This is a genomic window from Longimicrobiaceae bacterium, assembly GCA_035696245.1.
Classification (GTDB): domain Bacteria; phylum Gemmatimonadota; class Gemmatimonadetes; order Longimicrobiales; family Longimicrobiaceae; genus DASRQW01.
On sequence record DASRQW010000403.1, the window covers coordinates 1 to 7,862 of the forward strand.

The window sequence follows — 7,862 nt, forward strand, 5'->3', positions numbered from 1 at the left end:
GATCCCCAGCACCCGGAAGATCGCCCCCTGGAGCGCCGGGTCGTGGATCCGGATGGAGCCGCTGGCCATCTCGTTCCCGTTGTACACCGCATCGTACGCGCGGGATCGCACCGGCTTGCGGTACAACGACTTGGCCGCATCCGTCGTGATCGTCTCGCCGGCCGCCGCCTCTAGCACCGCCGCCACGTCGTCCGCGTGCGGCATGGTGAACGGATGGTGCGCCGCCACCAGCCGGTTCGCCTCGGGGTCCCAGTCGAACGCCGGAAACTCCGTCACCCACAGCCACGCGTGCTTGGTGTCGTCCACGAGGCCGAGCTTCTTCGCGAGGTGCCGGCGAAGCTCGTCCAGCGCGGACTCCAGGCCCACGGCCACGCCCTCTGCGGGAGCCGTGCCGCGCGCGTCGTCGCTCGCCGGGTCGGCCATGCGGAAGTGGCCGACGACGGCCACCAGCAAGTCGCCGCTCTCCATCCCCGTGGCCTGAAACAGCTCGGAGGAGAGCGATTCCTCCATCGCCTTGGCGAACTGGCCGGTCAGCCCCTCGTCACCGCGCTTCACCCACAGCGCCCCCGCCGCGCCGCCGCGCTTCGCCACGTCCTGCAGCTCGTCCAGCTCCTTGCGCGAGAGGCGGGCGCCCCCGGGCACGCGGATGGCGCGGATGCGGTGCCCCGCCTCGCCCACACCCTGGAAGAGCCGGAAGTCGGCCTTCGAGAGGATGGACGTGAGGTCCGCGATGGGCAGGCCGAAGCGCAGGTCCGGCTTGTCCGTGCCGTAGCGCGCCATGGCCTCGGCGTAGGTCATCCGCGGGAACGGGGTCTCGATGTCCGCGCCCAGGCTCTCCTTCCAGATGGCCGCCATCAGGCCCTCGCCGACGCGGAACACGTCGTCCTCGTCCACGAACGCCATCTCGGCGTCGATCTGCGTGAACTCCGGCTGCCGGTCCGCGCGCAGGTCCTCGTCGCGCAGGCAGCGCGCGATCTGGAAGTACCGGTCGAAGCCGCTCACCATCAGCAGCTGCTTGTACAGCTGCGGCGACTGCGGCAGCGCGTAGAACTCGCCCGGGTGTACGCGGCTGGGCACCAGGAAGTCGCGTGCGCCCTCGGGCGTGGGCTTGGTGAGCAGCGGCGTCTCGATCTCCAGGAACCCCGCGTCCGACAGGAAGTTGCGCGCCGTCCTCGCCGCGTTGTGCCGCGCGATGAGGTTGCGCTGGAGCTCCGGCCGGCGCAGGTCGAGGAAGCGGTGCTTGAGGCGCAGGTCTTCCGACGGCAGCTCCTCTTCCGGCGCGTAGTAGACCTGGATGGGCAGCGGCTCCGCGCGCGTGACGATGGTCAGCGACGTGCCGCGGACCTCGATCGCGCCGGACGGAAGGTCGGCGTTGGGCTTGATGCGCGGCTCCACGCGTCCCTCGACCTGCACCACGTCTTCCGGACCGAGCGCGCGGGCGGCGGCGAGCACGTCGGCCGGCGTCCACTCGGAATCGAACGAGACCTGCACCAGCCCGGCGCGGTCGCGGAGGTCCAGGAACACGAGGCCGCCCAGGTCGCGGCGGCGGTGCACCCAGCCGGCCAGGCGTACGTCTGCACCGGCGTGCTCCTCGCGGAGCGAGCCGGCGGCGTGAGTGCGGAACGAGGTCGCGAAGTCGGTCATGGAAGCGTGCCCCCGCCCGCGGGGGCGGAGGCGCGCGCCGTCCGCCGCGCCGCGAGGCGCGTGTAGATGAAGATCCCCAGCAGCACCCCGGCCGAGTCCGCGATCCAGTCGCGGGGGTCGGCCGAGCGGCCGGGGACGAAGACCTGGTGGATCTCGTCGCTCACCCCGTACAGCGAGCCCGCGACGAAGGGGATCAGCCAGCCGCGCCCGCGGCCGCCGGAAAGCGTCCACGCGCGCTCGATGAGGAAGCCCAGCACCGCGTACGCCGTGCCGTGCTCCACCTTGTCGAAGTTGTCGATGTGCGGCGACGGGACGTGGTGGAACGAGCTGACGATGAACAGCATGGCCATCCACCCGATCGCGGGTGCCCAGGCGCGGACGCGCGGACTCACGCGGTCTCGGCTTCGGCCACCAGCGCGTGGAACTGCTCGGGCGAGGTGGCAGCCGCCAGCGCCTCGCGCACGTCGTCCCGCCGCAGCAGCCGGCTGATGCGGCTCAGCGCCTTCACGTGCTGCCCGGCCGAGCCCTCCGAGCCCACGAGGAGGAAGAAGAGCGAGACGGGCTTGCCGTCCAGCGCCTCGAACTCCACAGGCTGCGCGGTGATCCCCGCCGCCATCGCCAGCCCTTCCACCCCCGCCGCCTTGCCGTGCGGGATCGCCACGCCGCTGCCGATGCCCGTGGTGAGCACCGCCTCGCGCTCGCGCACCGCGCGCAGGATCTCGTCCGCGTCGGCCACTGCGCCGGCGGCGTGCAGCACCTCCACCAGCTCGGCCAGCAGGTCGTCCTTGGTCGCGCCGCGAAGGGGCACCCGGATGCGCTCGGGGGTAAGGATCTCGCTCAGCAGCACCGCGTTCCTGGTGTGATCGACCGGCATACGGAAAGGCGCGGGGCGGCGCATGAGGCCGCCCCGGTGCAGACCTTGCTAAGCTAACCTGCGCGCGGTGCCGCATCAAGCACGCGCGGCGGAACATCGCCGGGGTTGCGGGGGATTAGGCGGCTTGGCCCGGCGGGGCTCCCGCGGCCCCTCCGCAACACCGGTAAGGACGAAGAAGATGAGCGACACCACCACGCGCCAGGACCTGATCGGCATGCTGCCCGAAGAGGCGGAGGCCGCCCTGCGAGCACACTTCGCGTCGCGCGGGCAGCCCGCCTACCGCGCGGGGCAGGTCGTGCGCTGGATCTTCGAGCGCGAGGCCTTCGGCTTCGACGCCATGACCGACCTTCCCGCGGCCGAGCGCCTGGCCCTCGGCGGTGCCTTCACACTGTGCGCCCCCGCCGCCGCCAAGGTCTCCGTCTCCACCGACGGCACCGCGAAGCACCTGTGGCGCCTGGACGACGGCGAGCTGATCGAGTCCGTCCTCATCCCCACGTCCACCCGCCTGACGCTGTGCATCTCGTCGCAGGCGGGGTGCGCGATGGCGTGCGAGTTCTGCGCGACCGGCTGGTCCGGCTACCGCCGCCAGCTCACCGCGGGCGAGATCGTGGCGCAGTACCGCGGCGCCCGCCGCTGGGCGCGCGACAACGGCTACGCGGACATCAGCAACATCGTCTTCATGGGGATGGGCGAGCCGCTGATGAACCCCAAGGCGCTATTCCCCACCCTGGCGATCCTGAACCGCGGCTACGGAGTGGGCGCGCGCCGCATCACCGTCTCCACCGTGGGCGTGGTCCCCGGGATCGTTCGCCTGGCGGAAATGCCGGAGCAGTTCCGCCTGGCGGTCTCGCTCCACGCGCCCAACCACGAGCTGCGCCAGAAGCTGATCCCGCTGGAGAAGAAGTATCCGCTGCCCGAGCTGCTCGACGCGCTGCGCCGGTTCGACGAGGCGGGCGGCAAGCGCATCACCTTCGAGTACGTGATGATCGACGGCGTGACCGACGAGCCGCACCTGGCCGACGAGCTGGCCGGCGTGATCGGCGAGTTCAACGCCTTCGTGAACCTCATCCCGTTCAACCCGATCCCGGGCACGGACTGGCAGCCGTCTACCCGCGCGCGGCTCAACTACTTCGTGGAGCGCCTGGAGAAGCGCGGCATCTCGGCCTTCGTGCGCGAGTCGCGCGGCAGCGACATCGCCGCCGCCTGCGGCCAGCTCCGCGCCGAGGTCACCCAGGGCCGCAAGCCCGTGCAGATGGGGTCGCTGTAGGGCACGTAGCATCGGTTGAGGGAGATGACGAGGGCCGGCTTCCGCGAGTGGGGCCGGCCTTTTTTGCGGTTCCGAGAGGTTTCGCTGCGGGAAAGATGCCCCCTCCCCCGGCCCCTCCCCCGCAAGCGGGAGAGGGGAGAACTGCTTGCGGGAGATGGGTTTATCGTTCGGAAATCTGGCTGAGAACTGCCGGTAGATCATGCAGGACCTGCTCGTTCGTGAAGCGGATCACTTTGATCCCGCGTGCGGAGAGCACTTCACTCCGCGCCTCATCGCGCTCCGCTTGGCTGAGGTGTACCTCACCATCCACCTCGACGCACAGCTTCAGAGTTGGGCAGTAGAAGTCCAGAACGAAGCGGTCAACCGCGTGCTGCCGCCGAAAGTGCAAGCCGCCCAGTTGCTCCTTCCGCAACGCCGCCCACAGCTTCTTCTCCGCGGGCGTTGCCTCCCGCCGCATCATCCTCGCCGCCAGCTGCACCTCCCGGCTCCGAGCCCGCATTCGCTGCAAACCTTTCAGCCGCTGTGGAATACGCTCCCCTCTCCCGCTTGCGAGGCTGTGTGAAAACTCTCGTCGGGCGTCGATTCGGGGGATTTCCGGGGGTCATCTGACCTGCCTTGGTCCGAGATCGTGCGGCAGAAGCGATTTGTGCGCGTGCTAGTGGGTTAGCATCTCAAAGCCGCGGAGTTTTCACACAGCCTCTTGCGGGGGAGGGGCTGGGGGAGGGGGCGCCCTTTCAGCCGACTCCAACGCCTGGATCGCGCGCTCATCCGTTCCACATCTACCGAAGCAACTCTGTCGCTGGATGACCGCGCCCTACCACTCCCATTACGTACGATCCCAAACAGTTGCATCCAGCAGATGTGCATCAAGCAGATCGTCGTCGCCGCGCTCAGCCATCTCCGCGAACGCCTCCGCCCAGCCAGCACGCGGGTGACTCGCCCGATCACTGCCGGTCGTTCCACTCTCCGATGTGATCTCCGCCCCGGCGATCAATCCACTCTGCCGGCGGTCCTGGCCAGGAGCCTGCATTCGCCGCAAACCTTTCAGCCACCGTGGAATAGACTCCCCTCTCCCGCTTGCGGGGGAGGGGTTGGGGGAGGGGGCACCGCTTCCGCAACGACAATCTATCCATTACGCGGCACTTCACCAGCGGCTCGCATCGAGCCCGCACCGGCTCCATTCTTGCCAATCGCGCGCCTCGGCCGGCTCCCCGCCGGTGCGCACGCGGGTCCAACGCATCTCCACACCACCAGGCGAGGGCGGGCACGATGGCGGACAGGTACGTCTACTTCTTCGGCGCGGACCAGACCGAGGGCAGCGCGGAGATGAAGGACCTGCTGGGCGGCAAGGGCGCGGGCCTGGCCGAGATGGCCAAGATCGGCGTTCCCGTCCCCCCCGGCTTCACCATCACCACCGAGGTCTGCCGCCGCTACCTCGCCGCCGGCAAGTACCCGGACGGTCTGGCCGATGATGTGGACGCCGCGCTGAAGCGGCTGGAGGAAGCGACGGGGAAGACGTTCGGCGCCGGCCCCAACCCGCTGCTGGTCTCCGTGCGCTCCGGCGCCGCGTTCAGCATGCCGGGGATGATGGACACCATCCTCAACCTGGGCCTCAACGACGAGACCGCGGCCGCGCTGGCCGCCAACTCCGGCAACGAGCGCTTCGCCCTCGACTCGTACCGCCGCTTCGTGCAGATGTACGCCAACGTGGTGCTCGGCATCCGTGGCGAGCGCTTCGAGCACCTGATCGAGCAGCGGAAGCACGTGCGCGGCGTGAAGGAAGACACGGACCTCTCGGTCGACGAGCTGCGCGCGCTGGTGGACGAGTTCAAGGCGCTCGTCCGCGAATCTACCGGCAGTGCGTTCCCTGACGATCCCGAGGCGCAGCTCTGGGGCGCGATCCACGCCGTCTTCAACTCGTGGGAGACGCCGCGGGCCAAGGCGTACCGCCGCATCAACAACATCTCCGACGACCTGGGCACCGCCGTGAACGTCTGCTCCATGGTCTTCGGCAACATGGGCGACGACAGCGGCACCGGCGTCTGCTTCACGCGTAACCCATCCACCGGCGAGCGCGAGCTGTACGGCGAGTTCCTGGTCAACGCGCAGGGCGAGGACGTGGTGGCCGGCATCCGCGACCCGTTCCCCATCTCGCAGATGGCGCAGGCGCTGCCCGAGCCGTACGCCGCGCTGCTCGAAGCGCAGAAGCTGCTGGAGGAGCACTACCGCGACGTGCAGGACCTGGAGTTCACGGTGGAGAAGGGGCAGCTCTACCTGCTCCAGACGCGCTCCGCCAAGCGGAGCGCCGCCGCCGCCGTCCGCGCCGCAGTGGAGATGGTGGACGAAGGCGTGCTGACGACGGAAGATGCGGTGCTCCGCGTCGATCCCGAGCAGCTCGACCAGCTGCTGCACCCGATGATCGACCCGAAGGCGCACGTGAAGGTGCTGACGACCGGCCTGCCCGCGTCGCCCGGTGCGGCGTCGGGGCGCGTGGTGTTCAACCCGGACGAGGCGGCGGCGCGCGGGCCGGACGAGCCCGTGATCCTGGTGCGGCGGGAGACGAGCCCGGAGGACTTCCACGGGATGGTCGCCGCGCGCGCCATCCTCACCTGCCGCGGGGGGATGACGTCCCACGCCGCCGTGGTGGCGCGCGGCATGGGCAAGTGCTGCGTGGCGGGCGCGAGCGAGATTCAGGTGGACGAGGCGTACCGCCGCTTCACCGTGGGCGACGTGGTGGTGCACGAGAACGACTGGATCACGCTGGACGGTAGCACCGGCCGCGTGATCCTGGGCGAGGTGCCCACGGCCGAGCCGGAGCTGTCCGAACACTTCCAGCGGCTGATGGAGTGGGCCGACGGTTTCCGGACCCTGCGCGTGCGCACGAACGCCGACACGCCGCACGACAGCGAGGTCGCGCGGCGCTTCGGGGCCGAGGGCATCGGCCTGTGCCGCACAGAGCACATGTTCTTCGAGGGCGACCGCATCGACGCCGTGCGGGAGATGATCCTCTCCGACAGCGCGCCCCGCCGCGCTATCGCGCTCGCCAAGCTGCTGCCCATGCAGCGCGCCGACTTCGAGGGCATCTTCCGGGCGATGGACGGCCTGCCCGTCACCATCCGCCTGCTTGACCCGCCGCTGCATGAGTTCCTCCCCGCCGGCGCCGCCGAGATCAAGGACCTGGCACGCAAGATGGGCGTGGACAGCGCCAAGCTCCGCGCCCGCGTGGACGCGCACCACGAGGCCAACCCCATGCTGGGCCATCGCGGCGTGCGCCTGGGGATCTCGTTCCCGGACATCACGTGGATGCAGGCGCAGGCCATCTTCGAGGCCGCCGTCGCCGTGCAGAAGGAGGGCGTCGTCGTCTGCCCGGAGATCATGGTGCCGCTGGTGGGCACCGTGGAGGAGCTGGCCCGCCAGCGCGTGGTGATCGACGAGGCCGCCCGCGACGTCTTCGAGCACGCCGAGGCGGAGGTGGACTACATGGTAGGGACGATGATCGAGCTCCCCCGCGCCGCCCTCACCGCCGACCGGATCGCCGAGCAGGCCGAGTTCTTCTCGTTCGGCACCAACGACCTGACGCAGACCACCATGGGCCTGTCGCGCGACGACGCCGGCAGCTTCCTGCCCGGCTACGTGGAAGCCGGCATCCTCCCCGCGGACCCGTTCCAGACGCTGGACCAGGAGGGCGTGGGCAAGCTGGTGGAGATGGCCGTGACGCTCGGCCGCGGCGTGAAGCCGGACCTCAAGCTCGGCATCTGCGGCGAGCACGGCGGCGACCCCAAGTCCGTGCACTTCTTCCACCGCATCGGCCTGAACTACGTCTCCTGCTCACCGTACCGCGTCCCGATCGCGCGGCTCGCGGCGGCACATGCGGCGCTTATCCCGATAAAAATACGCCCCCGGCTGTGAGCGAATTGGAACTTACACTCGGTGCCGGAGGCGTGAGCTAAAGCGCCGATCAGATTGCAGTCAAGACGAACGTCGTGCAAAAATTGTCACCCACCGATGATCCGAGGTAGCACTTATAACGGGAAACGAGACTTCCTCAAGTATTTCTAGAACTTCACCGAGCGAGTA

At 69.5% G+C, this 7,862-nt stretch carries 6 protein-coding genes; 2 read left to right on the top strand and 4 right to left on the bottom strand.

The genetic code is table 11. The features are described 5' to 3' along the window. The 3 genes from aspS to VFE05_18120 form a co-directional block, all read right to left on the bottom strand. Positions 1–1,644 (bottom strand): aspartate--tRNA ligase (aspS, locus tag VFE05_18110; GenBank protein HET6231993.1); only part of this gene is annotated, 1,644 nt, incomplete at its 3' end. Then, on the bottom strand, positions 1,641–2,036 hold the full coding sequence (locus tag VFE05_18115) for a VanZ family protein (protein HET6231994.1): 396 nt from the start codon (positions 2,034–2,036) through the stop codon (positions 1,641–1,643). The genes VFE05_18115 and aspS, both read right to left, overlap by 4 nt. Next, positions 2,033–2,491 carry a PTS sugar transporter subunit IIA gene (locus VFE05_18120; GenBank protein HET6231995.1) on the bottom strand — a complete coding sequence of 153 codons (459 nt, stop codon included), beginning with the start codon at positions 2,489–2,491 and terminating at the stop codon, positions 2,033–2,035. Before VFE05_18120 ends, VFE05_18115 begins: the two co-directional genes overlap by 4 nt. Before the next feature lie 205 nt (positions 2,492–2,696). On the opposite strand from VFE05_18120, the gene rlmN reads away from it, so the two are divergent. After that, positions 2,697–3,785, top strand: a complete 1,089-nt coding sequence (rlmN, locus tag VFE05_18125) for a 23S rRNA (adenine(2503)-C(2))-methyltransferase RlmN (protein ID HET6231996.1) — start codon at positions 2,697–2,699, stop codon at positions 3,783–3,785. Positions 3,786–3,945: 160 nt separating this feature from the next. On the opposite strand, the gene VFE05_18130 is transcribed toward rlmN, so the two are convergent. After that, complete coding sequence (locus VFE05_18130; GenBank protein ID HET6231997.1) at positions 3,946–4,263, bottom strand: endonuclease domain-containing protein; 318 nt, start codon at positions 4,261–4,263, stop codon at positions 3,946–3,948. 791 nt (positions 4,264–5,054) lie between these two features. Here VFE05_18130 and ppdK point away from each other — a divergent pair. Continuing rightward, a complete protein-coding gene (gene ppdK, locus VFE05_18135) occupies positions 5,055–7,694 on the top strand; it encodes a pyruvate, phosphate dikinase (GenBank protein ID HET6231998.1) in 2,640 nt (879 codons plus the stop codon). The last annotated feature ends 168 nt before the right edge of the window (positions 7,695–7,862 follow it).

Excerpts from the sequence above, each read along its gene's own strand:
- rlmN (HET6231996.1), top strand. The coding sequence starts at position 2,697 with ATGAGCGACACCACCACGCGCCAGGACCTGATCGGCATGCTGCCCGAA.
- ppdK (HET6231998.1), top strand. The coding sequence starts at position 5,055 with ATGGCGGACAGGTACGTCTACTTCTTCGGCGCGGACCAGACCGAGGGC.